Annotated in this window: 21 protein-coding genes; 9 read left to right on the top strand and 12 right to left on the bottom strand. The window is 59.9% G+C overall.

What is annotated here, in order from left to right:
• Positions 1–71: 71 nt before the first annotated feature.
• The 8 genes from J5289_RS23735 to J5289_RS23700 form a co-directional block, all read right to left on the bottom strand.
• On the bottom strand, positions 72–458 hold the full coding sequence (locus tag J5289_RS23735; protein WP_209187743.1) for a RidA family protein: 387 nt from the start codon (positions 456–458) through the stop codon (positions 72–74).
• 34 nt (positions 459–492) lie between these two features.
• Positions 493–2793 (bottom strand): acetamidase/formamidase family protein, encoded by a 2301-nt coding sequence (locus J5289_RS23730; protein ID WP_209187742.1) that lies wholly within the window; start codon positions 2791–2793, stop codon positions 493–495.
• A 98-nt stretch (positions 2794–2891) separates the two neighbouring features.
• Positions 2892–4133: an acetamidase/formamidase family protein gene (locus J5289_RS23725; RefSeq protein ID WP_209186407.1), complete on the bottom strand. Its 1242-nt coding sequence runs from the start codon at positions 4131–4133 to the stop codon at positions 2892–2894.
• 46 nt (positions 4134–4179) lie between these two features.
• On the bottom strand, positions 4180–5796 hold the full coding sequence (locus tag J5289_RS23720) for an ABC transporter permease subunit (RefSeq protein WP_143123147.1): 1617 nt from the start codon (positions 5794–5796) through the stop codon (positions 4180–4182).
• Positions 5797–5860: 64 nt separating this feature from the next.
• Positions 5861–6724, bottom strand: coding sequence for an ABC transporter substrate-binding protein (locus J5289_RS23715; protein ID WP_161990976.1), 864 nt, complete (start codon positions 6722–6724; stop codon positions 5861–5863).
• Between the two features lie 350 nt (positions 6725–7074).
• Positions 7075–10470 carry an acyl-[ACP]--phospholipid O-acyltransferase gene (locus J5289_RS23710; protein ID WP_209207131.1) on the bottom strand — a complete coding sequence of 1132 codons (3396 nt, stop codon included), beginning with the start codon at positions 10468–10470 and terminating at the stop codon, positions 7075–7077.
• Positions 10471–10562: 92 nt separating this feature from the next.
• A complete protein-coding gene (locus tag J5289_RS23705; RefSeq protein WP_142830901.1) occupies positions 10563–10844 on the bottom strand; it encodes a YiaA/YiaB family inner membrane protein in 282 nt (93 codons plus the stop codon).
• A 30-nt stretch (positions 10845–10874) separates the two neighbouring features.
• Entirely contained in the window at positions 10875–11561 is a 687-nt protein-coding gene (locus J5289_RS23700) for a PspA/IM30 family protein (protein WP_209207153.1), read from the bottom strand.
• A gap of 110 nt (positions 11562–11671) precedes the next feature.
• Between J5289_RS23700 and J5289_RS23695 the strand changes: the two genes are divergently transcribed.
• A complete protein-coding gene (locus J5289_RS23695) occupies positions 11672–12277 on the top strand; it encodes a TetR/AcrR family transcriptional regulator (RefSeq protein ID WP_142830898.1) in 606 nt (201 codons plus the stop codon).
• 130 nt (positions 12278–12407) lie between these two features.
• Here the strand turns inward: J5289_RS23695 and J5289_RS23690 are convergent, their stop codons facing one another.
• The gene (locus J5289_RS23690; RefSeq protein WP_142830897.1) at positions 12408–12662 is read right to left on the bottom strand and encodes a hypothetical protein; all 255 of its coding nucleotides are present in this window, start codon (positions 12660–12662) and stop codon (positions 12408–12410) included.
• A 126-nt stretch (positions 12663–12788) separates the two neighbouring features.
• Complete coding sequence (locus tag J5289_RS23685; protein ID WP_142830895.1) at positions 12789–13253, bottom strand: DUF3828 domain-containing protein; 465 nt, start codon at positions 13251–13253, stop codon at positions 12789–12791.
• Between the two features lie 268 nt (positions 13254–13521).
• Here J5289_RS23685 and J5289_RS23680 point away from each other — a divergent pair, with 268 nt between their 5' ends.
• From J5289_RS23680 to J5289_RS23645, 8 genes are all read left to right on the top strand, one after another.
• Positions 13522–14547 (top strand): LacI family DNA-binding transcriptional regulator, encoded by a 1026-nt coding sequence (locus J5289_RS23680; RefSeq protein ID WP_142830893.1) that lies wholly within the window; start codon positions 13522–13524, stop codon positions 14545–14547.
• A gap of 145 nt (positions 14548–14692) precedes the next feature.
• Positions 14693–15967: a sugar ABC transporter substrate-binding protein gene (locus J5289_RS23675; protein ID WP_142830891.1), complete on the top strand. Its 1275-nt coding sequence runs from the start codon at positions 14693–14695 to the stop codon at positions 15965–15967.
• A 67-nt stretch (positions 15968–16034) separates the two neighbouring features.
• The gene (locus J5289_RS23670; RefSeq protein WP_142830889.1) at positions 16035–16928 is read left to right on the top strand and encodes a carbohydrate ABC transporter permease; all 894 of its coding nucleotides are present in this window, start codon (positions 16035–16037) and stop codon (positions 16926–16928) included.
• Positions 16925–17749 carry a carbohydrate ABC transporter permease gene (locus J5289_RS23665; RefSeq protein WP_142830887.1) on the top strand — a complete coding sequence of 275 codons (825 nt, stop codon included), beginning with the start codon at positions 16925–16927 and terminating at the stop codon, positions 17747–17749. Before J5289_RS23670 ends, J5289_RS23665 begins: the two co-directional genes overlap by 4 nt.
• Positions 17750–17757: 8 nt before the next feature.
• A complete protein-coding gene (locus tag J5289_RS23660; RefSeq protein ID WP_209207132.1) occupies positions 17758–20031 on the top strand; it encodes a glycoside hydrolase family 2 protein in 2274 nt (757 codons plus the stop codon).
• Positions 20028–21110, top strand: a complete 1083-nt coding sequence (locus J5289_RS23655) for an ABC transporter ATP-binding protein (RefSeq protein ID WP_142830883.1) — start codon at positions 20028–20030, stop codon at positions 21108–21110. Before J5289_RS23660 ends, J5289_RS23655 begins: the two co-directional genes overlap by 4 nt.
• A 72-nt stretch (positions 21111–21182) precedes the next feature.
• Entirely contained in the window at positions 21183–21458 is a 276-nt protein-coding gene (locus tag J5289_RS23650; protein WP_111218560.1) for an AbrB/MazE/SpoVT family DNA-binding domain-containing protein, read from the top strand.
• A complete protein-coding gene (locus J5289_RS23645) occupies positions 21445–21834 on the top strand; it encodes a type II toxin-antitoxin system VapC family toxin (RefSeq protein WP_209186397.1) in 390 nt (129 codons plus the stop codon). Before J5289_RS23650 ends, J5289_RS23645 begins: the two co-directional genes overlap by 14 nt.
• Here J5289_RS23645 and J5289_RS23640 read toward each other — a convergent pair whose 3' ends face one another.
• Together J5289_RS23640 and J5289_RS23635 are read right to left on the bottom strand one after the other, a co-directional pair.
• The gene (locus tag J5289_RS23640; protein ID WP_111218564.1) at positions 21835–23457 is read right to left on the bottom strand and encodes an ABC-F family ATP-binding cassette domain-containing protein; all 1623 of its coding nucleotides are present in this window, start codon (positions 23455–23457) and stop codon (positions 21835–21837) included.
• A gap of 184 nt (positions 23458–23641) precedes the next feature.
• On the bottom strand, positions 23642–24361 hold the full coding sequence (locus J5289_RS23635; RefSeq protein WP_142830877.1) for a hypothetical protein: 720 nt from the start codon (positions 24359–24361) through the stop codon (positions 23642–23644).
• Positions 24362–24447: the final 86 nt, after the last annotated feature.

Here is a 24447-nt window from a genome sequence, read left to right as displayed (position 1 = left end):
AAGGGAATGGTCTGTCACCCTGTTGCATCACATGTAGGTAGCCCCCTACCCCACCCTCCTGCACTATCCCATCAAGACGGCCGCTTGGCGACGAGGTCGATCTCGATGCGGGCGTTGTAGGCGAGGCCCGTCACGCCGACGCATGTTCTGGCGGGAAGGCGGCCTTCTGGAAAATAGCTGCGATAAACCTCGTTCATGGCGGCATAGTCGTCGTCAAAATGCGTCAGGTAGATGCGCGCCATCGCAATGTGCTCCAGACCGAGGCCGAGTCCGGAGAGAACGGTGAGCAAATTTGCCATGACGTTGCGCGTCTGGGCTTCGATGCCCTCCGGTAGCTGGCCGGGCGTTTCCGGCGTGTCGGGCATCTGCCCTGTTACGTATACCGTGCCATCGACTTCGACGGCATGGCTAAACGGTGCAACGGGCTTGGGGCCGCCGGCTATCATGTGGAACTGCATGATCGATTTCCTTTATCCTTGAAGACTTTGAATTTTATACCCTGAAGAGGGATTTCCTGATGATTGCATGGACAGCCCAGTTGCCGTCGACGACCTGCGTCACGCCGAAATCGACCGCCGCAGACATCAGGGCGATCGCCTCGTCTTCCGTAAGTCCCTTGCTTTCCATGAGAAAACGCCGGGCTTTTCGAAACGCGTCCTTCATGGCCAGATCGAGCGAAGAGTTTGCGTAGACCTCTCCCTGTCCCTTCTTGCCGAATTCCGCGAGGTAGTTCGGGTGGCTGAAACCGATCAAAATCCATTCCGTCGGCGTTTCGAGCAAGGGATAGCTCAACTCCACAAAGAGCTCGCCCTTCTTGTGCAGGATGACGGTGACGTCGCCGGTCATCGAGCACTCGATGGCTGTCCCGCCGAGTTCGCCATCGCCCTGCGCCGCATGGGGATCGCCGATCGACAACAGCGCACCCGGCACCGATACCGGCAGGTAGACGGCGGATCCTTGGCCGAGCCGCCAATTGTCGAGATTGCCGCCGAAATAGGAGGGTGGCACGGAATCGACCAGCTCCGCTTCGCGTGGTGCCACTGCGATTACGCCGAAATGCGGCCTGAGCGGGATGCGGACGCCCTCCAGAACAGGCGAGCAAATCTCGACCGAGCTTCGATCGACCGGAACGCCCGGATAATCATAGGTTCGGTGAACGACCCCGAAGGGATCGGCCTGCGGCTGCCAGCGATAGGAATACAGCGCCTCGGCATAGCCTTCGTCTGCGAAGACTTCGTAGATCGTGATATTTTCACGCGCTTTGGGCTCCTGAATGAACTCGTTATAATGGTAACCCCACCAGGCAGCGACGCTGCTGCCGAAAGCTCGTCCTTCATAGCCGGGGCTGTTGGACGGTCGTGGCGAAATCGAATTGATGCGGACCTCGATGACGTCGCCCGGCTCCGCGTCCTTCATATAGATCGGCCCCGTGCAGATATGGACCCCGAAGCCTTCGCCCGCACCGCGGCCGTAAATCGAGGCGTCGATCGGACCCGCACCCCGGCGATCTACGGACTTTTTCTGGGCAGTCCAGTAAAACACGTCCTCGGCCCCCGCATCCCCGTGGATCATCAGTTCCGGCGCGTCGGAGGCGTGCTGCGTCAACGTCTGGATTTCAACGGTATCGCCCGAGCGGATCTCGAGGACAGGCGGCAGCGCCCGGCTGAAATAGCCCCAGTGCACGGTCGCAGCAGAGGCGGCAAGAACGTGATGGACCGATGAGCCTGCCTCGGCCTCGCTGCCATCGCTATCGGCAAATGCATCGCCCGTGTCGATAGATCGTTGCTGGAGCCGCTTGGCGACCAGCGCGCTCAACGGCCAGCCACGCTGCTCTGCATTCGTGTTGGCAGCCAGCTTCTCCAGGTGCCGGCTGCGAAATGCGCCCGGCGGCAAGCCGAAGCGCTCCTTGAACAGACGGTTGAAATTGGCTGCATCTCCGAAACCGCAGCTATAGGCGATTTCGGCAATCGGCAGACGGATCTCGCCGGGGGCGACGAGCGCTGCCCTCGCACGCTGGAGACGGCGTTCACGAATATAGTTGCTAACGCTTTCGCCGTTCTGCAAGAACAGCTTTTGCAGGTAGCGTTCCGAAATGCCTTCGAGGCGCGCAATGCGCAGTGCGGTCAATTCCGGCTCGTGAAGATGGCGCTCGATACCCAGCGTGACGCGATGAAATAGCGCCGCTGAACCGGGGCTTGCGGCGGCGTCATGTGTCTCGGCCTGCAGCACGATGGCGACAAACAGATCCGCAAGGGCGCCTTCGAGCGATCGCCATTCCAACTCCGAAACGCTATCCATCTCGCCAGCGGCCGTCTCGACAGTCTTTATGAATATTGCCGCAATCCCTGTGGCCACGTAATGCCGCGGCGCCTTCAAGGTCTGCAGGCCGGCCTTGTGGCCGGGAAACAGGCTGTCCGCAATGGAAAGAACGATCATCCGGGCGCTCTTGCGAAGGCATAGCTGCCACTCGCCGACAGCCGGCACGATCACCAGACTACCAGCCTCGATCAACAGCGTCTCGCTGCCGAGCCGCATCTCAAGGCTTTCGTCGAGGGAGATCAGTGCAATCGGGCCGCCGGGTCGCCGGACGAGCGGGGACAACGTCTGGTCGCCGGCGGTCAGGCGCGCCAGGAGCAACGACTGACGATCGCCCCTCAGCGAGGCCGTGGCAAAGCTTTCCAGCCCCTGATCGGCAGCATCGGATCTAAGGCCGAACTCGGACAGGATATCCTGCCACGCCCCTTTTCGAGAGCGTGTCGGATAGGCTTCGCTGAGAAATTGCCTAATGGTCATCCCTTGATCTGCAGTGGCGGCAGGGTCTGCAACAGCCCCCGCCTGGATCCCTTCGGATCCATATTGCACATGCGAAGAAGAGAATGCCAGCCTGCTCGTCATTTGCTGGCGAACACGCATTTCCGGATCGAACCGGTGACCCCCCAATTGGCATCGACGACCTGCGTCACCGAGAAATCCGCAGCCACCGACATCAGCGAAATTGCCTCGTCCTCCGACAGATTATGCGCCGTCATCAGGAAGCGGCGGAGCTTGCGAAAGGCATCGCGCATGGCGAGATCGAGGCTGGACCGCTTTAAAATTTCCTGTTGGTGATCGGGACCGAGCTCGGACAGATAGTTGGCGTAGCTGAAACCGTAGACCGACCAGACGTCGTCATTCTCCAGCAGCGGATGGTTCAGCCCCTCGAGCACGGTGCCGGGCAGGTCTGCCTTTTTATGCAGGATGAACTCGAACTCTCCCGTCAGCGATATCTCGACCGCGGTGCCACTCAACTCGCTATCGCCTTGTGAGGCATGGGCATCACCGACGGAGAACAGGCCGCCGGGCACCGCGACCGGATAATACATCCGAGCGCCTGAGGTAATCCGCCAATCGTCCATGTTGCCGCCGGTATAGTTCGGCGGGATCGTGCTGACGAAATCGGCTTCGGCCGGAGCCAGCCCCATCGTGCCGAAATGCAGGCGGGCCGGCACCTTGATACCTGCGAGAACCCCGTCTTTCTTGACAACGGTATTGTGGTCCACCCTGACGCCAGGATAATCGATCGTCGCATGGACAATGCCATCCGGATCGGTCTGCGGCGTCCAAAGGTAGGAGTATACGGCCGAGACGGTGGCGGGCTCCTTCATATCGAGCTCGTAGATCGTCACCACTTCCCGCTGCTTCGGCTCCTCGACCAAATCATTGTACTGAAAGCCCCAGTTTGCCGATGGGTTGGAGCCGAAATAGCGGCCTTCATAGGCGGGGTTGGCGCTGGGTCGTGGATAGGCATTCAGGATCCGGACTTCGATCACATCGCCGGGCTCTGCACCCTCGATGGCAATCGGACCCGTCAGCAGATGCACGCCGAGGCCTTCGCCGGCGCCATGGGTGAACGGACCCTCGGTAGCGCCGGCGCCACGACGGCCCATGGTCTTCTGCTCGCTCGTCCAGCGAAAAATCTTTTCTGCCTCAGCATCTCCGGCAATCATGCGATCATAGTCGTCATTGGCATGGTGGGTGATGGTTTCGATGGTGGCGCGGTCATGGGATTTCAGCGTCAGCACGGGGGCAAGCGTCTTGCTGAAATAGCCCCAGTGGACGGTGGAAGACGTCGCTGGCAAATGATGGTTCGTCATGGAAGACCTCTTTGAGAATACAGACTGGAAGGCAGGAACCGCAGGTTCACTCGCCTTCCATCTTACTAAGGAAGCGCGCCGTCAGCGGATGCCGGGGCCTGTTCAGTATTTCCTCGGCCGGTCCTTCCTCGACGATGGAGCCGCCGGAGAGAAAGACAACGCGATCTGCGACTTCGGCAGCAAAACGGAGCTGATGGGTGGAGATGATCATCGCCAGGCCGTCTTCGACAGCAAGGCGGCGAATGACTTCGAGCACTTCGTTGACCAGTTCCGGATCGAGTGCCGAAGTCGGTTCGTCCAGCAGAAGGACGGTCGGACCGGGAGCAACGGCGCGGGCAATGGCGACACGCTGTTGCTGGCCGCCGGACAGATGGCGCGGCAGGGCATCGGCTCGGTGTGACAGACCCACTCTCTGCAGCAGCGCTTCGGCCCGACGATTTGCGTCGAGGCGTGAAAGCCGCTGAACCCATTGCAGCGGATCGGCGACATTCTCCCTGGCTGTGAGATGGGCGAACAAATTGAACTGCTGGAACACCATGCCGACACCGACACTGGCCCGCATCTGCGCGATTGCCCGTGGCGACAGGGTCCTGCCGCTTTCATTCAACGCCAGAGACCTTCCCCCGACCTCGATGGAGCCCTCCTCCCAGCCTTCGAGACGGTTGATGCAGCGGAGCAAGGTGCTCTTGCCGGAGCCGCTTGGTCCGAGCAGGGCCACGACTTCGCCGGCCTTGACTGTCAGATTGATGCCGTCGAGAACAACATTCGGGCCATAGGCCTTGTGCAGGCCGCGCACGTCCACCGCGACCTGGTTTCCGGCCAGCCGTGCGGCGCGGGCCTGTCGATCGATGCCGCGCGCCGCCGCCGTCACTTTCGGCGAGGCCGGCGGCAGCGGATCGCGTTCCGCTGCCGGAATATCCGTGCCCACAGCAGCCGGCGTCGCGGTGGTGGCTATCACAGCGCGGCCCGGGGATAGCGCGCGGAAAAACCGTGCTATCTGTTCCTTGGGTTTGGGGCGATCGAGATCCAGAAGCATTTCGACGACAATCTGGATGATCGCAATTGCGCCGGTCAGTATGAGGTACATCAGCCCGGAGGCGCAGAAGATCGAAAAGAAGTCGAACGTTGCAGACGCCAGCTGTGTGCTTCGAAGCGTCAGTTCTTGCACGGAGACGACAGAGGCAAGCGACGAATTCTTCAGCGCGCTGACGGCTTCGTTGCCGAGCGCCGGCACCATTGATCGCATCGCCTGCGGCGCAATCACGCGCCACATGATGGCACCTGGCGTCATGCCCAAGGCCTGCGCGGCACTCACCTGGCCGCGATCGACGCCGATGACATTGGCCCTGATGATTTCGGCGATAAACGGCGCTTCATTTAGAGCAAGGGCAAGGCTGGCTGCCTCGATGGCCGTCAGCTTGATGCCGATCATCGGCAAAACGTTGTAGCAGAAGATCATCTGCAGAATGAGCGGCGTGCCGCGGAAAATGATGGCGTAGGTGCGGGAAAGCAGCGAAAGGGCGCGAAACCGGCTCAATTGCATGCCGGCCAGAAGAAGGCCCATGACCAAGCCGCCGGCGAGACCGAAAACCGTGATCAGGAGGGTGTAGACGATCCCGGTCATGAGGTAGGGCTGGCTGAGATAGTGGAGGAAAAGATCCATGATGGCCTTCGCAATGTCCAGGGAAAAGCGGCCGGGCCAATGAGCCCGGCCGGGAGAAGGTGCATTAGTCGGCCAGAATGAGCGAAGGCGCTTCGATCTGGTCTGCCGGCAGGCTCCACTTCTTCATCAGCTCCAGCTGCAGGCCCGACTTCTGGATCTCCGTCACGGCCGCAACGACTGCATCGCGAAATGCGACATTGTTGCGCGGCACAGCGATGCCGACCGAATAGGGCAGCGTCACTGCGGTGGCCTTGCTGAGCTTGTCCGGATAGGCCTTGACCGCGCCATCGACGGTGTTGGCGTCGTTGATGTAAGTATCGGCACGGCCGGCGAGGATCGCCTGGATGCAATTGTCGTTATTGTCGTAGAGCTGGATTTCAGGCGCCGGCTTGCCGGCAGCCTTGCATTCTGCTTCCAGCGCCTGGATGAGCGGCACCTCGACATAACCGGTGTTTTCAGCCGCGACCGCGCCGCACAGCGAGATATTGATGCCGGTGATCTTCTTCGGATTGTCCTTGGCGACGAGCACGCCGTCGACGACCTTCAGGTAAGTCACGAAGTCGGCGGCCTTGGCACGGTCCTTCGTTGCGTAGATGTCGGAGATGACGATATCAGCCTGGCCGGCCTGGACCGTGGTCAGCAACGCGGCAAAGGTCACCGGCTTGTAAGTCAGCTTGAAGCCGAGGCAATCACCGATGGCTTCGCCAAAATCGACGTCGAAGCCGATATAGGCGTCCGGATTGTTCGGGTCGATCGTCTCGTAGCCGGGCGTATGCGGATTGATGGCATTGACGAGCGTCTTGCCTTTCAGCGCCGGGTATTTGGCTTGCAGATCGGCGCAGGCGGCAGGCGTCGCGGAAGCCGCCTCGGCACCTCCCATTGAAACCAGCGTTGCGCCGGTCACCGTCGCTACAAACAACTGCGCCATGATGCACAGGCCCAGCCATGGCTTCAGTGCCTTGCGGCTCCCATTTTTCAGCTTCATCATTTCCCGCTCCGTTCTTGTGAGTGGTGCAGTGTTCTGCACTCGACGGAGGGAAGCTTAGCGATGTTGCCGATGGGAGCGATTGTCGCAAGCCACACGATTTATTGTAGATTTATGCCTAAAAAATCGCGCCTCTCATGTTGCGCATATTATTTAGGCGATGCATGGCCGCTAATTAGCCGTCCTGACGCCGTTTTACGCTCTTCGAATTTGCGGCTTCAAATCAGCGGGCAGGATGTGCGGGACAGGAGTGAGACCTGCCCCGCGTCTTCACTGGAGGGACGAGTGAGCAGCTAAGCGACCTGCTGCGGCTGTGACCTCTGCTCGGCAAGCTTCCGCGCGGACACGAAATCGACTTTTCCGGAGCCCAGCACCGGGACCACGCCGATGGTGACTTCGGCCGGAACCATCATGTCCATTGCTCCTTTGGACTTCGCGAACGCCGAGAAGGCCGATCGGCTGGCGGCAGGCGCATCTGTCAGCAAGACCAGCCGTTCTCCTTTCTTCTCGTCCGGCAGCGCCGAGACAACGGAAAGCGCGGTGGGCCACAATTCTCCGGCCAGTGCTTCGACAGCCGCCAGGGAAACCATTTCGCCGGCGATCTTTGCAAAGCGCTTGGCGCGGCCGCGGATCCTGACGAAACCGTCGTCGTCGATGGTGACGATATCGCCGGTATCGTGCCAGCCGTCCTTCAGGGGCTCGAGGACACCGGGGTTTTCAGCCCTGAGATAGCCGGCCATGACATTGGCGCCGCGCACGTGAAGACGGCCTCCCTCGTCGATGCCGGGAACAGGCTCCAGTTTCCATTCCATGCCGGGGAGGATTTTACCGACCGTTCCGGAGCGATTGTACATCGGGGTGTTCAGCGAAATCACCGGTGCAGTCTCGGTGACGCCGTAGCCTTCGAGAATCCGGAGCCCGAACTTCTCGGTATACGTATCGCGGGTCGAAGGCTTCACCGGTTCTGCCCCGGAGAAGATATAGCGAATGGACCGGAAATCGTAGGGATGCGCCGTTCTGGCATAGCCGTTGAGAAAGGTATCGGTGCCGAAGATGATCGTGGCGTTGGAGACGTAGACCAGTTCCGGCACGATCCTGTAGTGCAGCGGCGACGGGTAGAAGAACACCGGTACGCCGGAAATCAGCGGCAGCACGGTTCCCGCCGTCAGCCCGAACGAGTGGAACATAGGCAAGACATTGAAAACCTTGTCGCCCGGGTGGAAGTCGATGCGCGCTGCTGCCTGTGCTGCGTTCGACAGGATATTGCGGTGAGTGAGGACCACGCCCTTCGGCGAGCCCTCAGAGCCCGACGTGAACAGGATAACGGCGTGGTCTTCTGGCGAACGACGGACGAGCGGGCGATATTTGTTGAACAGCCCACGGATTTTTTCGAAGGTTGAAATCGTCGTGCGGAGTTCGTCCAGCCAGACGAACTTCACCTCGCGCTGCATTTCCTCGACGAGGGCGCCGAGCTTGCCCTGGGTTACGAAGGCCCGCGAACAGAGCACGTGCTTGACCTCCGCAGCCTTGCAGGCGGACAAGACATTAGCCGCACCCGCTGTAAAGTTCAGCATGGCCGGAACCTTGCCCGCTGACATGACGCCGAGCAGGGTGGCTGCTGTGCCGTTGGCGTTGGGCAGCATGATGCCCAGCGTAGTTTCATTCGGAAACATGGTCTTGAAGCGCGCACCGATGACGGCAGCCCCCGTCAAAAGCTTGGAATAGGAAAGCTTTCCAGCTATCGGATCCTCGACCGCCAGCGTCTTTCCGCCCATGGTGATTGCTGTCTGGATGACGCGTTCGATAAGCGTAGCATCCGTATTCGTCGTGCGAAAAATCAGCGTCGACATGATCTGATAGAGCGCCGCACCAGCAGCAACGCGGCGTTTCTTGCCTTTGAGATCAGCGGCGACTTCAAGCTTCACCGGCTCCAGAATGGTCACCTTGACCTTCGGGAAGAGACGGCGGCGGACGTGGTTGTCCTTCATGTAGGAGGCGTAGCTTTTTTCGAGGCCATCGATGCGCACGGGCACGATCATCGCCCCGGTCTTGTCGGCCACCATGGCGGCGCCGTCATAGACCTTCATCAGGCTACCGGTAACGGTCAGCCGACCTTCGGGGAAAATGCCGATCGGGTTGCCGTCCTGAACGACCTTGATGAGCGACCGCGTCGCCATTGGCTTGGTCGGGTCGAGCGGCAGGAACTTGCACATTTTGAGGAATGGCTTCACCCACCACACTTGGGCAATATTGGTATCGATAGCAAAGACAGGTTCCTCCTCGGTGATGGCAAGCGCCAGGGCGCCGTCGAGCAGGCTAACATGGTTCAAGGCGATGATCGGCGCGGGTCCAGCCTTCTTGATGTTCTCCAGCCCTTCGACCTCAAGGCGCATGAAGGCACGGAAGAGGATTGAGATCAAATCCCGAAAAGCGTTGGTGGGCAGCGTTCTAAGCATCACCCAGGCAACGCCGGCGTTGATGACCGACAGCGTCAGGATGATGGCCGGGATCGACATGCCGACCACCTGCAGGAGGGCAACGAGTCCAAGCCCGACGACGATGAACAGCGCGGACAGCACATTTGCAGCCCCTATGACGCGGGCACGGCGATGTTCGTCTGCCCAGCTCTGCATGGCGGCAAAGGTCGGAACAGCGAGGAAGGCACCGCCGATTGCCATGCCGGCAAGATCGATGGCCACGCGGATGGTGTGCGGCCCGGCGAAGAATGCGGAAATCGTCTCGGCCTGGGTGATGGAGGTGAGGCCCCAGAGGTTCCATGCGAGATCGAGGCCGAACAGAGCGATGATCAGCGTGCCGATCGGAGCCGGCAAAAGGACCACGCGGCCGGCCGACATCCAGCCGGCAATAGCGGAGCCGATGGCAATGGAGATTGCAAAGACGCCGAGATAGACCGGAACGATAATTTCCGACCCGCCGAGGATCTCCTTGATCATGACCGGCAGCATCGACATGACGAAGGCGCCGACAAACCAGAACCAGCAGTTCATCAGGGCGGAGCGCCAGATCCGTGTATCGGCGCGCAGTTCGTTGATCAGGCGGATGCTCGAGCGCAGGACATTCCGGTCGACAACCAGATCCGGCGCCTTTGCCCCTGTTGGCGGGATGAGGCGGGCGCAAAACCAGCAAAGCAACGACAGGCCCATCATCATCGGCCCGAACACCCAGACATTATCGCCCTTGGTAAAGGCGAGCGCCGCAACGATGGTGCCGGTCAGGATGGCGATAAAGGTGCCGCCCTCGATCCAGGCGTTGGCCTTGGGCAAATCGTTGCGATGAAGATGATCGGGCAGAATGCCGTACTTGATGGGCCCGAACAGAGCTGAGATGATGCCGAAGCCGAGAAGCGCGATCATCAGGATCGAGATCGAGGAGAACGCAATGCCGACGACCGAGATGGCAGCGACGGCAATCTCCCAGCGTTTCAGAAGCTCCGCCATTTTCGCCTTGTCGTATTTATCCGCCAGTTCGCCGGCAATGGCGGAAAGCAGCAGGAACGGCACGATGAAGATGCCGCCGGCCAGGGTGACCAGCGAGGCCCCCTCTGCCGCCATCTGCACGAGGATCACGAAAACCAGCGTCTGCTTGAGAAAATTGTCGTTGAACGCGGTCAGGAATTGCGTCCAAAAAAGTGGCGCGAATTTCCTTGAGGTCATCAGATTGCGTTGCATGTCGGTACTCCTGGAGATGAGTGGAGAGAGGGCCACAGAGTTGTTACGCAACGGTTTCCGCACCTAACAACTCTGTCGTGTAGTTAACGAAACTAGTTCTCGCCAGACCGGTTGAAATTGACCAGGAGCTTCTCGGTGCGGGCATCCTCGACCTTGCGGATCAGCTTTTCAGCTTCGGAATTGTCGCGGAGGGTCTTGGTGATGTTGACGGTTGTCTGGACCAGCATGACGATACCCATCGTCAGGTATCCCTTCCCCCAGAGATCGAGGGGCATCATGTAAAGCCCGACCGCCAGCATGATGGCAGCAGAAGCGAATGAGACATAAGAAAAGCTGATCCAGCTTGACGAGTGCTTCTGGAAACTGTCGTTCATTGTCGTCGTCCTTTGTCAGTTGATGTTGATTTAAGCGGCGGAGTTCATGCGAGTGCGCAGGCGGCCCAGTATCTCGTCAGCGGAAACACGCAGCGGCGCGCCGCAACCCGCATCCGCGAGTTTTTCGAGGACAGAAGCGGTGTTTCTCGTGCCATCCAATTCCCGCAGGACCGAGGTGGCGATGTCATTCCGCATCTGGCGCTCGCTGAGCCGGGCCAGCGTCTGTTCGGCCTCGTCGAGCGAGGCTGAGCCGACACCATGGATCAGGCTATTGAGTTTTTGCACTTGGCCTGTCGCACGTGTGATGCGCTGGCCGCGCTGCAGTTCCTGCAACCTCGCTTCTGCCGCCCGGACCAGGCTCTTTAATTTGCCGATAGAAGCTGTGAACTGGGCTTCGGCCTTTTCTGATGTATCCCTGTCCGCTTCCAGCTGGATGATCGCCTCGGCCGCTTCCCGGGCCAGCACATCATGCCCGGTTTCAAGAGCCGCCATGGTCCGCGCCTCGAGATCGGCGATCCGCGAGACGACAAGTGCGCGCCGGCTCTTCTCCTGCTCGTTCTGGGCGGTGGCAACCGCCACGGCCCGCCGTGCTGACTGTATGTCGCCTGCCGCATCCCTTATCTGCTGGTCCAGCAACACCGCTGCATTTCGGTCGACGACAGCCTCTTGTGCTTCGAAAAGCCTGCCGCGGATCAAGGTACGAATTTGTTTGATCATTTTCACGCTCCCGTTTATGAACAATGTTCATGAATACCTATGTGACACATACATGAACATTGTTCAAGAATAAAAATGAACGTCGTTCACTTTTACAGAGAGATAGTCGCTTGGCCGGCAAAAGAGAGATGAAGCGCGAGGATTTGAAGGTGCGGCTGATAGAGGCCGCAAGGCGCCGGATCGAAGCGGAAGGGCTTTCAAACCTGAGGGCCCGCGATGTCGCTCTCGATGCAGGCTGCGCGCTCGGTGGTTTATATACGGTCTTCAAGGATCTGGACGACCTGGTCATCCACGTGAACTCCGCGACCTTGCGGATGCTTGAGCAGACTTTGGTCCTTGGCGAAGTCGGGGATCGCTCTCCGACGGACCGGCTGCGCAACTTGGCGCGAGGCTATCTGAAGTTTGCCGTCGCCCATCGCAATCTCTGGAGCGCGCTCTTCGACCATGTTTTTGCCGATGGACGCCTTGCCCCGCAATGGCATCTCGACGAGCACCTGGCCCTGATGGAAGTCATCGCCGAACCGGTTGCCGGACTCCAGACCGGTTTGTCGGCGGAAGAAAGATCGATCCGGGCGAGGACACTCTTCGGCGCCGTTCACGGCGTCATCAGCATCAGCCTGGCAGGCCGCTTCGTCGGCCTCCCACTCGAACGCCTCGAACGCGAGGTCGACCAGTTCGTGCTTACCATCGCAGCGGGAACAATACGGACGAGTTGAATTTCCGAGCAACCCTGCAACTTCGCCGGCAGGCTTCCCACTGTTTGAACACGAGAACAGACGGGCCCGTAGTTTACAACGCTATCCGCCATCGCCCACGCGATTGCCTTTTTGGGGTCGAGCGAAATTGCTAGGATTTCGAGCGACGGGGCGGGCGTAGAGCGTCTATCAGGCGGTGGACCTTGTCAGTCGCGTAGACAATGTCTTCCTGCGGCAGGTGGACTGTGATCTCGACTTCGTTCCAGCGGCCGGCATTTTCCTTGGCATACCTGACGGCCGCCTTCAGGCCACGGAATTGCACGGCCGTCGCGCCCGGAACCCAGAACTGCACGGAGCAATCGGCCATGGCGTAGTCGTTCAGAACTTTGATCGGGTCCAGAGCCATCGCGGCCTCCTTGTTTTGGCGCCATGATATCGCACGGCTGACGGCGGCATCCAGCGTGGCGAACGGCATGACTGATCGGCGTCCCGACTTCAAGCTGCGATACACATCTGCGTGGCGCCCGAGATGCTATTTCGCATCCGCAAAGATAGCGCTGACCTTCCAGGGAAACTGCGCCCCCTTGTCCTCGATGTCGTCGACCTTCCAGCCGTCAGCCTGATGAACGAGGCTGTAGTGCAAGGTCACCGGCACACCGTTGATGAACTTGACCTCGACCATCGCCCTGTCGCCCTTGATGTCCGGCTTGCCGATCTTCAGGTGCTCGGCCTCCCCGTCCTGACCCGCAATGACGGGATCGAAGTCTAGAGACAGCGAATCCCCGGGGTCGGTCTTTGCCGCATCGGCCTTGAACAGACCGTTCAGATGATCCGAAAAGTAGTCCTGGTACCGGGTCACGGAGGCGGGATCGGACGAGCCGACCTTGTCGTCATAGAGCGCCTTCAAAAGCGCCTGCGGTGTTTCGAAACTGCTAGCAAAGGCTGGACCGGCGGCGACGGCAGCAAGAACGGCGAAAACGAAGGCAGGCAGGCGCATGAAGGACTCCTCTCGAGACAGGGAGCAGGCTAACGGAAGAGAAATCCGATATCCAGAGTTCATTCCTGGGCTGCTAACCTGCCGGCGATTGTCGCCCCCCCCAAGCCGCGCGGAGTAAAATTCGGACCTTGCTGCATCGCACCCCATACAGGAAGTAAAAATTTACTGATGGAAAAGGCTTCCCATTGCGGTGCCGCAAGCGCAAATATGAATATAATCTTGGGGCAGACTCGGCACTGCGGCGATGCAGTGATAGGCAATCAGTAGAATGGTGACGATCAAGGAAATAGCAAATGCGGTCGGCGTCTCCTCGGCTACGGTTTCCCGCGTCCTGAACTACGATGCGACCTTGTCGATTTCCGCGTCCAAGCGCCAGGCCGTCATCGAAACCGCCGAGGCATTGAACTACGCGACGCCGCGCAGCCGCAACCGGGCAAACGGCCTCAATGGCGCGCAAGCACTGGTCTCCGGTGCGGGGCGGATTGCCCTCGTCCACTTCCTGCGGCCGCCGCAGGAGCTGACAGATCCCTACTATATCGGCGTTCGCCTCGGCATCGAGAACCGCTGTCGCGCGCTGCAGATCGATGTGGTCAAGGTCTACCACGCCGACAGCCTGCCGGATGCCACACTCCTGCGCGAGGCCTCGGGCGTCATCGCCATCGGCCGCCACACCGACGAGGAGGTGGAATGGCTGCGCGAACACAGCCGTACGGTGGTTTTTGCGGACTTTTCACCGCAGATCGACCTCGAGGACAGTGTCGAGAGCAACATCCAGCTGGCCATGCGCAAGCTGCTTTCGGCACTCCGCGACCGCGGCTACCGGCGCATCGGCTTCATTGGCTGGCTCGAACATATCAACCAGGTCCCCAATCATTTCACCGAGCGGCGCTGCAGGACCTATATCGAGTGGATGAAGCAGCACGACCTTTTCGACCCGGAGCTTTGCGTTACCGAACACCTCACCCCCAACAGTGGCTACACCCTTGCGAAATCCCTGATGCAGATCGCGTCGCCGCCAGACATCATCGTCGCCTGTAACGACAACATGGCCATCGGCGCATACCGGGCAATGCTGGAACTCGGCCTCAAGATTCCGGACGATGTGGCTATTGCCAGCTTCAACGACATTCCGGTGGCGCAGCTGCTCAATCCGCCGCTGTCGACCGTGCGTATCCCGGCCGAACTGATCGGCGAGACCGCTGTCGACCTGCTGCTGGAGCGGTTTGCCGGCCGCGATATCGTCAAGACGGTGATCTTATCCACAGACATTATCTGGCGGGAAAGCACGCGTTGACGGGCCAAAACGGTGCCGACAAAGGGGCTCTTTGTGCAGCGCAGTAAAAATTTACTGAAAATATTGCTTCTTTTTCTTTTATGAGGAATACTGCGTTTCGGAGACAGGAGGCTTGTCTCGTCAACGTGACTTCTGGGAGGAAGCAATGGATAATTTTCTGCGCGCCCGCGCGCCGCGCATCATCGCTCTGGCTCTGGCCGGCGTCAGCCTTTTGGCGGTTACAGCCGCCGAGGCAAAAGAAATCACCGTCTGGTGCTGGGATCCGAACTTCAACGTCGCAATCATGAAGGAAGCCGGCGCCCGCTACACCAAGACACATCCGGACACCACCTTCAACGTCGTCGACTTTGCCAAGGCTGACGTCGAGCAGAAGCTGCAGACCGGCCTGTCGTCGGGTGCTGGCGGCGGCCTGCCGGATATCGTCCTCATCGAGGACTACGGCGCACAGAAATATCTCCAGTCCTTCCCGGGTGCATTTGCGCCGATGTCTGACAAGGTCGACTACAAGGCGTTCGCCCCCTACAAGGTCGAACTGATGACGGTCGACGGCAAGGTCTACGGCATGCCGTTCGATTCCGGCGTCACCGGCCTCTACTATCGCAAGGACTATCTGGAAGCCGCTGGCTTCAAGGCAGAAGATCTCAACAACATCACCTGGGACCGTTTCATCGAGATCGGCAAGCAGGTCGAAGCCAAGACCGGCAAGAAAATGATGGGCACCGACCCGAACGACGCCGGTCTCGTCCGCATCCTGATGCAGTCGGCTGGTGGCTGGTATTTCGACAAGGATGGCAACCCCAACATCCTCAACAATCCGGCGCTCAAGGCATCGCTTGAAACCTTCGGCAAGATCATGGCCTCGGGCATTGCCAAGCAGGCTGTCGGCTGGTCGAACTACGTCAACACGTTCACCTCGGGCGATGTTGCCTCGACAGTGACCGGGGTGTGGATTACCGGCACAATCAAGGCCCAGAAGGACCAGTCCGGCAAATGGGGTGTTGCCCCGATCCCGGCATTGAACGTCGAGGGCGCAACGCATGCATCGAACCTCGGTGGTTCCAGCTGGTACGTTCTGTCTGCGTCCAAGCAGAAGGACGAGGCGATAGATTTCCTCAATGCGGAATACGCAAAGGACATCGATTTCTACCAGAAGATCCTGACCGATCGTGGCGCTGTCGGTTCACTGACGGCCGCCCGCACCGGTGCTGCCTATGAACAGGCCGACGCGTTCTTCGGCGGCCAGAAGGTGTGGCAGAGCTTTGCCGATTGGCTGGCCAAGGTTCCCCCGGTCAATTACGGCATCTACACAAACGAAGTCGATGCGGCTGTAACGGCGCAGATCCCGGCGATTGCCAAGGGCGGTTCCGTCGACGAAGCGCTGAAGGCCATCGACGCCCAGGCAAAGACCCAGATCCAGTAGGACTTCCTCCCCGAAGGGGCGGCTTTCGAGCCGCCCCCATCTCTTTCTGCAGCTTCGAGGGCGATCGATGGCTTCTGCGCGTCCCAGCGGCGTTCGCCGCTTCTATAATGTCAACGGATGGCTCTTCATTGCCCCGGCGCTGGTGCTGATCGGCCTGTTCATGGTCTATCCGATCCTCTGGTCACTGTTCATGTCGTCCCAGTCCGGCCGCGGAGCGATGGTAAAATTCGTCGGTTTCGGCAATATCGTCCGCCTCGCCAACGATCCGGTCTTCCTGCACGCGCTGACCAATACGGTGACGTTCTTCATCATCCAGGTTCCCATCATGATCCTGCTGGCCCTGTCGCTGGCGGCCGTGCTGAACATGCCGAAGCTCGTCGGACGGGGCCTGTTCCGTACCGCGATCTTCTTGCCGTGCGTCACCTCGCTGGTGGCCTATTCCGCGCTTTTCAAAGGGATGTTCGCCGAGCAGGGCGTGGTCAACAGCACGCTGGAGGCCATCGGCATCATCGCGTCGCCGATCCCGTGGCTGACCGACGGTTTCTGGGCCAAGGTGCTGATCATTCTTGCCATCACCTGGCGGTGGACTGGCTACAACATGATTTTCTACCTCTCCGCCATGCAGAACATCGACAAGTCAATCTATGAGGCGGCGCGCATCGACGGAATCAATGCCTGGGGACGGTTCGTCTACATCACCATCCCGCTGCTGAAGCCGGTTATCCTGTTCACCTCAGTAATCTCGACCATCGGCACGCTGCAGCTGTTCGATGAGGTGATGAACATCACCCAGGGCGGTCCTTCGGATTCGACGCTGACCCTGTCGCTCTACATCTACAACCTGACCTTCAAGTTCATACCGAACCTCGGCTATGCCGCGACGGTCTCCTACGTCATCGTCGTGCTGGTGGCGATGCTGGCCTTCGTGCAGTTCTACGCGGCACGGGAGAAAGACCAATGAGCGGCGATCGTTTCAAGGCACTCGCCATCCAGGTTTTCACCTATGGCTTCATCGGCGTCATGTCGTTCATCTCGGTCTTCCCGTTTCTCTGGATGATCATTAGCACCAGCAATTCTTCGATCGACATCGTCAAGGGTAGCGTGACCATTGGTTCGGCTTTCTGGATCAACGTGCAGGGCTTCTTCTCGCAAGTCGACGTGCCGTTGATCTTCTGGAACTCGGCCAAGATCGCCATCCTCAGCACCGTGCTGACGCTCGCCATCTCTTCCTTTGCCGGCTATGGCTTCGAGATGTTCAAGTCAAAGGCTCGCGAGCGGGTCTACAGCGCCATCCTCCTGACGCTGATGATCCCGTTTGCCGCCCTTATGATCCCGCTCTTCGTGCTGATGGGCCATGCCGGTCTTATCAACAGCCATATCGCTGTTCTTCTGCCGACAATCAGCTCAGCCTTCATCATCTTCTATTTCCGCCAGAGCACGAAAGCCTTTCCGTCCGAACTGCGCGATGCCGCCAAGGTCGACGGGCTGAAGGAATGGCAGATCTTCCTGTTCATCTACGTGCCGGTGATGCGCTCGACCTATGCGGCCGCCTTCATCATCGTCTTCATGACGGCGTGGAACAACTATCTCTGGCCGCTGATCGTGCTGCAGTCGAACGACACCAAGACCATCACGCTGGTCGTCTCGTCACTGGCTTCCGCCTACTACCCCGATTTCGGTGTCGTCATGGTCGGCACCGTGCTTGCGACGCTGCCCACGCTCGTCGTCTTCTTTCTCATGCAACGTCAATTCGTCCAGGGCATGCTGGGCTCCGTCAAATAGGAATGAAAATGCGTTCTGTTGTTTCCTTCAACGATACCTGGACCTTTCACGAGGGTTTCGCCCCTGGTCTCACCGAGGCCCTGACCGCCGGCCAAATGGTCACCCTGCCGCACAATGCGGTAGACCTGCCGTTCAACTATTTCGACGAGAAATCCTATCAGCGCGCCTTCACCTACCAGGCCGTCCTGAAGTGGCAGCCGGAGTTCGAAGGTCGCGAAGTGTCGCTGGTATTCGACGGCGCCATGGCCGACTCCGTCGTTTATCTCAATGGCAAGGAGATTGTCGCCCACAAGGATGGCTATACGCCCTTCGAGGCGCCCCTGACCGACGGTCTGCATCAGGGCGACAACCTGATCACCGTCAAGATCGACGGCAGCGAAAACCCGGAAATCCCGCCCTTCGGTGGCCGAATCGATTATCTCACCTATGCCGGCATCTATCGCGATGTCTGGCTGAAGGTCACCGATACGGTGTCGATCGGCAACATCAAGATCGAGACCGGCCATGTGCTCAGCGAGGCAAAGTCGGCGACGGTGCGTTGCGACTTCTCCAATCCACAGGGTGTGGCGTTCAACGGCACCGTGACCGCCGTCATCACCGACGCCGCAGGCAAGGAAATTGCCACGGCCTCGTCCGAAACGACAGGCACAAGCGTGACGCTGGCCTTCGCCAACCTCACAGGCCTGTCGCTCTGGGATATCGACGACCCTGTCCTCTATACCGTCGCCGTCTCGCTCGAGAGCGACCAGGGCTCGGACCAGGTCGGCACGCATTTCGGCTTCCGCACGGCCGAGTTCACGACCGAAGGCTTCAAGCTCAATGGTCGCAAGCTAAAGATCCGCGGCCTCAACCGTCACCAGTCCTACCCCTATGTCGGCTATGCCGCCGGCCGCTCCGCCCAGGAGCTGGACGCCGACATCATGAAGAACACGCTGAAGTGCAATCTCGTCCGCACCTCACACTATCCGCAGTCCAAATGGTTTCTCGATCGGTGCGATCGCATTGGCCTCTTGGTGTTCGAGGAAATCCCCGGCTGGCAGCATATCGGCGGCGAGGAGTGGAAGCAGGAATCGATCCAGAACGTCCGCCGCATGATCGAGCGCGACTGGAACCATCCGTCGATCATCATCTGGGGCGTGCGCATCAACGAATCCAAGGATAGCCACGACTTCTATCTCGAGACCAACCGGCTCGCCCATGAGTTAGACAGCACGCGCCAGACCGGCGGCGTCCGATTCATCCTCGACAGCGAATTCCTCGAAGACGTCTTCACGATGAACGACTTTATCCTCGGCAACGAGGAGCTGCCGGGCAGCAACCGCCCGCGCACGGCGCTGAGAAGCCAGCAGGAATGCACGGGCCTGCAGAAGGTCGTGCCATACCTGATCACCGAATTCGGCGGCCATATGTATCCGACGAAAATCTACGACCAGGAACAGCGGCAGGCCGAGCATGTGCGGCGCCATCTGGAAGTGCTGAACGCTGCCTATGGTGATCCCAACATTTCCGGTGCCATCGGCTGGTGCATGTTCGACTACAACACCCACAAGGACTTCGGCTCCGGCGACCGGATCTGCTACCATGGCGTCATGGACATGTTCCGCGAACCGAAATTTGCAGCCCATGTCTATGCCAGCCAGTGCGAGCCATCAGAAGAAGTGGTGATGAAACCAGTCACCTTCTGGGCGCGTGGCGAGCGCAACATCGGCGGCGTGCTGCCACTGATCATCCTCAGCAACTGCGACGAGATCGAATTGCGTTACGGCTCGCTGGTCAAGCGCGTCGGTCCTGACCGCGAGACGTTTCCACACCTGCCGCACCCGCCCATCGTCGTCGACCATCGTCATTTCACCAAGGACGAACTCGGCGTCTGGGGCATGCAGTGGGAAGACGCCCATTTCACTGGATTTGTCGCCGGCGAAGCCGTCGCAAAACTGCACATGGTCGCCGATCCGCTGCCGACGACACTGCAGGTCGAAGCGGACAGCAAGACGATCCGTGCCGAAGGGCGCGACAGCACCCGCGTTATCGTCCGCGCGCTCGATCAGGTCGGCTCGCGCCTCCCGTTCATCAACGATGTCGTGACACTAAAGGTGTCTGGTCCGGCAAAGATCGTCGGCCCCCACGTCATTCCGTTCCAGGGCGGCACGACCGGCTTCTGGCTGGAATCGACAGGCAAGAGCGGCGATATTACCATAGAGGTCACCTCGCCCCGCTTTACCGGCACCACGGTAGAACTCACGGCGGTCAACTCGACCCAGCAGGAAGCGGTAACCCCATGAGCGAAGTCTCTCTCCGCAATATCCGCAAATCCTTCGGCAGCCTCGACGTCATCAAGGGCGTTGACCTTGACGTCCAGTCCGGCGAATTTGTCGTCTTCGTCGGGCCGTCGGGCTGCGGGAAGTCGACCCTGCTGCGGATGATCGCCGGCCTCGAGGATATCACCTCGGGGACGCTGTCGATTGCCGGCAAGGAAGTCAACGATGTCGATCCGTCAAAGCGCGGCATCGCCATGGTGTTTCAGTCCTACGCGCTTTATCCCCATATGACAGTGCGCGAAAACATGGGCTTTGCGCTGCGCTTCGCCGGCGTCGCCAAGGCCGAGGTTGCGCGTCAGGTGGAGGAAGCAGCCCGCATTCTCGAACTGGAGCCGTTGCTCGACCGCAAGCCGAAGCAGCTTTCGGGCGGCCAGCGCCAGCGCGTCGCCATCGGCCGTGCCATCGTCCGCCATCCCAAGGTGTTCCTGTTCGATGAACCGCTGTCGAACCTCGATGCAGAATTGCGCGTGCATATGCGCATCGAGATCGCCCGGCTGCACAAGAAGCTGGCGACGACCATCATCTATGTGACGCACGATCAGGTCGAGGCGATGACGCTGGCCGACAAGATCGTCGTCTTGCGCAGCGGCACGGTCGAGCAGGTCGGCGCGCCGCTCGATCTCTACGACGATCCGGCCAACCTGTTCGTCGCCGGCTTCATTGGCTCGCCAAAGATGAATTTTTTCAAGGGCGTGCTGGCTCGAAACGCCGATGGCCGCTGGTCTGCAAAGCTCCCGGAGCTTGGCGACACCACCATTCCGCTGGTGATCGGCGCCGACAAGGCAGCAGAGGGAACACCGGTGACGATCGGCGTCCGGCCTGAACATTTTGACGAGGTCGGGGATGCGTCACTCGATATGGTCGTCGACATGCTGGAACATCTGGGCGGCGAAACATACGCCTTTGCCCGCTATGGCGAAGGCGAACTCGTCACAGTGCTGACCCGCAACGGCCGCGGCCTGAAATCAGGCCAGACCATCACCGCCCGCTTCGATCCGGCTAAGGCATTGGTGTTCGACGCTGCCGGCGAGCGGTTGCGCTAGCCCCGCGCTATCGTCCGATTGGCATTGGCGCCCTGCCGTGCTATCTTACCTCCGTCTTACAAGGAGCTTGTGATGGCCGTGCCGGAAAAACTGACAACCGTCGTGTCCACCAAAGGGCAGGTCATCCTGCCCAAGGCGGTGCGTCTGCACCAGCAGTGGGAGCCGGGCACGCGCCTGGTGGTCGAGGAAACCGCCGACGGTGTGCTTTTACGCGCGGCACCGCATTTCGCAGCCACCGAGCCAGACGAGGTTTTCGGATCGCTTGCCTATGCCGGCACCTCGAAATCGATAGAGGATATGGACGCGGGCATCATCGCCGAGGCAAGGCGTCGCCATGCTGGCGATTGATACCAATATCATCATTCGCTACCTCACCGGCGATCATCCAGAGCAATCGACGAAAGCACGCAGCCTTGTCGAGAATAAGGATGTGTTCGTCGCAACAACTGTCATGCTCGAATGCGAATGGGTCCTGCGGAGCGTCTACAGTTATCAGCCGCAGCAGGTTTGTGCGGCGCTCCGGGCCTTCGCCGGCCTGCGTCGGGTGACGCTAGAAAGTCCAGCGCTGGTGGCGCGGGCGCTCGATCGCACCGAGCAAGGCATGGATTTCGCCGATGCCCTCCATCTGGGCAGAATCGGCAGCTGTGAAGCCATGATGACGTTCGACCGCAGGTTTATCAAGGCGGCCCAAGCTGCCGGCTCCCACGACGTCCGCGAACCCTGATCAGCCGTGCAGGCCGGGGGCCTCGTGGCCGGTGCGCGCCACATATTCCGTGTAGCCACCGCCATATTGCTGCACGCCATCGGGCGTGACTTCCAGCACGCGGTTCGACAGGGCGCCGAGGAAATGGCGGTCGTGCGAGACGAACAGCATCGTGCCCTCGTACTCGGACAATGCCTTGATCAGCATTTCCTTCGTGTCGAGGTCCAGATGGTTGGTGGGCTCGTCCAGCACCAGCAGGTTTGGCGGGTCGAACAGCATCGCTGCCATGACAAGGCGGGCCTTCTCGCCGCCTGACAGCACCCGGCATTTCTTTTCGACATCGTCGCCGGAAAAGCCGAAGCAGCCGGCCAGCGCCCGCAAAGGCCCCTGCCCCGCCTGCGGGAAGGAATCCTCGAGCCACTGGAACACGGTACGCTCGCCATCGAGCAGGTCCATGGCGTGCTGGGCGAAATAGCCCATCTTGACGCTGGCGCCGAGTGCAACCGCACCCTCGTCCGGATCGGTAGAGCCGGTAACCAGCTTCAGCAATGTCGATTTACCGGCACCGTTGATGCCCATGACACACCAGCGCTCGCGCCTGCGGACCATGAAATCGAGGCCGGCATAGATGCTGCGGCTACCGTAGCTCTTGTAGACGTTTTTCAGGTTCACCACGTCTTCACCGGAGCGGGGCGCCGGCGCGAAATCGAAGGAGACGACCTGCCGGCGCTTCGGCGGCTCGACACGGTCGATCTTTTCCAACTTTTTCACCCGGCTCTGCACCTGCGAAGCATGGGAAGCGCGCGCCTTGAAGCGTTCGATGAACTTGATTTCCTTGGCAAGCATCGCCTGCTGGCGTTCGAACTGCGCCATCTGGTGCTTTTCATTGAGCGCCCGCTGCTGCTCGTAGAAGGCATAGTCGCCGGAGAACGTCGTCAGCGTGCCGCCGTCGATCTCGATCAGCTTGGTGACGATGCGGTTCATGAACTCGCGGTCGTGCGAGGTCATCAACAATGCGCCCTCGTAGTTCTTGAGGAATTCCTCCAGCCAGATCAGACTTTCCAAATCCAGATGGTTGCTCGGCTCGTCGAGCAGCATCACGTCGGGGCGCATCAGCAGGATGCGACCGAGCGCCACGCGCATCTTCCAGCCGCCCGACAGCCCGCCGACATCGCCGTCCATCATTTCCTGGCTGAAGCTGAGGCCAGCCAGCACTTCCCGGGCGCGGCCTTCCAGCGCATAGCCGTCCAGCTCTTCGTAGCGCGCCTGGACTTCTCCGTAGCGTTCGATGATTTCATCCATCTCGTCGAGACGATCGGGATCGACCATGGCAGCTTCGAGTTCGCGCAGTTCGCCGGCGACGATGCTGACCGGGCCGGCACCTTCCATAACTTCGGCAACGGCACTGCGACCGTGCATCTCGCCGACATCCTGGTTGAAATAGCCGATGGTCACGCCCTTATCGACGGCGACCTGACCTTCGTCGGGATGTTCCTCGCCGGTGATCATACGGAAGACCGTGGTCTTGCCGGCGCCGTTCGGCCCAACCAGCCCAACCTTCTCACCCTTGTTGAGGGCGGCAGATGCCTCGATGAACAGGATGCGATGGCTGAGCTGCTTGCTGATATTCTCGATACGTATCATCGTCGGGCAAAGTCCAGAGAGTGCTGCGCCGGATGGCACGGTTGTGAAGAGGCTGTTGCAGGTTTTCAGTTTCCGCGTCAACCGGGAAGGGTGAGGCACACCATCCAGAAAACGCCGAGGCCACCGGCGCTGCATAGGAACTATGCTTTGCCGGTGGCCTCTTCGATGGTCATATATGAGATGCTCAGGCGATCGGATCCTTGTCCGACGGCTTGACGGTTTTGGCTTCGATACCGCCATTGCCAAACAGCGGCGTCACGTTTGAGCGCCCGGTCGAGGCATTCTTCTGCGACTTGCGACGGCGATCCGTGAAGTCCACGGCCAGTGCGACACCTTCCTCGAAGGTCGCGCGCGGATCGTAGTAGAGAGGACGCTCAGGCGCCTCGATGCCATATTCGGCACAGAGGGTGTCGATGATATCCATCGCACGCAGGCCGAGCTTCGAAAAATCCGCTTGCCGATGCAGGAAAAAGTCGTCGAATTCGGGCGCGTTGACGTCGAGCGATTCCAGCGCGTCGAGTATGTTGCGCAGGCGGTTCGGCATCCAGAGGACCTCCTCGGCCAGCTCTGGAGAAAGGAGGCTCCAGTCAACATCCTTCGGCAAGATCAGGCGTGGATCCTCCGTGTGCAGGACGAAATCGCCGGCATCAGACGGGTTGAATTCAGGTGCGTCTATTGCTGCACTGTGGCAGCCGCCGACCAGATCGTCCAATGCGAGCACGACCCGCATGGCCAGCATACGTTCCTCCCGCCTGCGGTTGACCCGCTGCGGGCGTCGGATACCCGCCCATAAGAGAGATCTGGAAAGCATGACGCCTGTTGCAATACTACCGGCGCCCAACAGGACACCGAGGATGATGCTGCCCTGCGTAGTCTGAAAGAACTGCCACAAATCAAACCTCATTCATTTCTTCCACCATATTACAACGAAGAACGACCGTTGGGTGACAATTTTTGTTTCAGCGCAGCCGTCAACAGGAAAGATTGAAA

This window comes from Rhizobium sp. B230/85, assembly GCF_019355735.1.
In the GTDB taxonomy this organism is placed as follows: domain Bacteria; phylum Pseudomonadota; class Alphaproteobacteria; order Rhizobiales; family Rhizobiaceae; genus Rhizobium; species Rhizobium rhododendri.
The sequence above is the reverse complement of the archived record's forward strand: the minus strand, read 5'-3'. Positions and strand labels throughout refer to the sequence as shown.